Source organism: Streptomyces fuscigenes, assembly GCF_021556455.1.
GTDB classification, from domain to species: Bacteria; Actinomycetota; Actinomycetes; order Streptomycetales; family Streptomycetaceae; genus Streptomyces; species Streptomyces fuscigenes.
This window is the reverse complement of record NZ_JAKGCV010000625.1, coordinates 1-2,478: the sequence shown is the minus strand read 5'-3', so window position 1 is coordinate 2,478 and position 2,478 is coordinate 1. Positions and strand designations below refer to the sequence as shown.

1 protein-coding gene is annotated in these 2,478 nt (G+C 73.7%); it reads left to right on the top strand.

The window, feature by feature from the left end:
- Window positions 1–374 precede the first annotated feature (374 nt).
- Window positions 375–2,478, top strand: a 2,104-nt coding sequence (locus L1885_RS27090; RefSeq protein WP_235799795.1) for a sensor histidine kinase, incomplete at its 3' end; no start/stop codon positions are given.

The following is a 2,478-nucleotide window of genomic DNA, read 5'->3' as shown; positions in this document are numbered from 1 at the left end:
CCGCGCGGCCGGAACGCGCCGCGACGCCGGTGCCCGGCGACGGCACGGCCCGCGGTGTGTCCGGCGAACGGCAGGTCAGCGGCCCCGCACGCCCCGCGGCACCGGAGCCGGCGGCCCGCGCCGTTCGGGAGCGGGCAGCCGGGGGCATGCCGGACCCCGCCGGAGCAAAACGCTCCGATTCCCCTATTCCGGGCGCTGATACCGGTGTTCACCGCCCGTCACACACGACATCTGAACCTTCTTCCTCATTTAGGGTGTGGCTACTATCGACATCGCCCGGCCTCCCAACGGTTTTTGACCGGTTTTCGTGACCGGCTTCACGCAAGGAGCGAGCCCTGCGCAGGCGTGCGTCACGGCGGTCCGACACGACGAGGTTGTCGCTGCGGGCAGCCCTTTTGATCCTCGCGATCGTGCCCGGTGTCGCGCTCGCCGCACTGTGGGCCGTCACCAGTGAGCAGACCTTCCTCGACTTCCAACGCCAAGTGGCGCAGGAGCAGTTGGCGAAGAAGGCCGAACAGCCCGCCAGCGCGGTCTATTTCGATCTGCAGGCCGAGCGCGAACTCAGCGCCGAGGCCCTGGCCGGCGGCACCACCGCGCTGCGCGCCCAGCGCGCCCGCACCGACAAGGCCGTCGCGACCTTCGAGTCGCTCTCCGGCGTCAGCACCGCCAACGTGCCCTCCGACGTGCGCGGCGCGGTCGCGCAGGCACGCGAGGCGCTTCGCCAACTGCCCGCGCAGCGCAAGCTGGTGGACGGCGGCAACCCCGAGAACCAGACGTCGGTGTACCGCTACTACACCAACCTGATCACGGTGGACCTGCAGCTGTTCACCTCGCTGGGCCACGTCGACAGCGGCGCGGTCGCCACGGCCTCGCAGCCGCTCGTGGACCTGTTCTGGGCCAAGGAGATGGTCTCGCGCACCGACGCGCTGCTGGCCCGCGGCCGGCCCAGGCGGGCGCTGTCGCCCGACAGTGTGCGGCAGTTGCGGGACTCCATCGCGCAGGGCTCCTTCCAGTTCGACGTGAAGGTGCTGCCGTACCTGCCGGAGGACGAGCGGGCCCAGTGGGGCGCGCTGATGGCGAGCCCGGCGTGGGTGGACAAGACCTCCGTCGAGCAGAGCGTCCAGGACGCGCCCGCGGCCGGTTCCGACGGGCTCGTGCCGCTCGACGCGGACGGGGCGTCCTGGCGCCACGCCATGGAGACGCTCACGCCGTCGATGGAGCACCTGATGGACCGCCGCACGGCGGGCGTGGTGGCGACGGGCGAGGACGCCGTGCGTGCGCTGCTGTGGAAGATGGTGCTCACCTCGGCGGTCGGCCTGGCCGCGGTCGTCGTGGTCGCGGCCACCAGCTGGCGCCTGGCGCGCTCGCTGCGCCGCCGCATCGGCGCGCTGCACGAGCAGGCGCGGGAGCTCGAGCGCGCGCTGCCCGACGTGGTGGAGCGCCTCGCGCAAGGGGATCCGATCGACGCGGACACGGAGGCGGGAGCCGTCGAGGCGTCCCCGGCCTCCGGGCCCGACGACGAACTGTCCCGGCTGGGCTCGGCGTTGAACCTGGCCCGGGCGAGCGCGCTGGGGGCCGCCGTGCGCCAGGCCGAGCAGCACCGGGGATTCGAGCGGCTGCTCCAGCTGATCGCCCGCCGCACCCAGCGGCTGATCGGCCAGCAGCTGAAGAAGCTCGACGAGCTGGAGCGCCGCTACGACGAGCCGGAGATGCTGGAGGACCTCTTCGACCTCGACCACCTCACGGCACGGCTGCGGCGCTACGAGGAGAACCTGGTCATCATGTCGGGCGGCTCGCCGCACCGGCGCTGGCGCAAGCCGGTCCCGCTGCTGGACGTGATGCGCTCGGCGCAGGGCGAGGTGCGCGACTACCGGCGGGTCACGCTCGACCTGGAGAGCGGCACGTGGCTGTCCGAGCGCGCGGTCGGGCCGGTGGGCCACGTGCTGGCCGAACTCATCGAGAACGCGCTGGCGTTCTCCCGGCCGCCCAGCCCGGTCGAGGTGCGGGCCGCGGTGGTGGGCCGCGGTGTCGCCGTCGAGGTCGAGGACCGCGGGCTCGGCATGGACGAGGAGCAACTGGCCGCGGCCAACGAGCTGATGCTGCAGCCGCCCAGGATGGACGTGCTGGCGCGCGGCGAGGACGTGCGCCTGGGCCTGCGGGTCGTGGCGCGCCTCGCGGACCAGTACGGGCTGCGGGTGGAGTTCCGGACGTCCGCGTTCGGCGGGACGCGTGTCGTGGTGTTCGTGCCGGAGAGCCTCACGGCCGCTCCTGTGCGGGCACGCGCCGCCGACGCGTCGGTGCCGGCGCACGACCCCTCGGATCCGCTGCCGCCCGAGGTCGGCGATCTGCCGCAGCGCGTCGCGGGCAGGGCCCTCGCGGGTGCGAACGCCGAGCCGGGGTACGTGCCGTCGACGCCGTACGCGCGGGCCGGCCGCACCCCGGACGCTGCCGCCGTGGCCGGCGGGGACCACGCGGGCC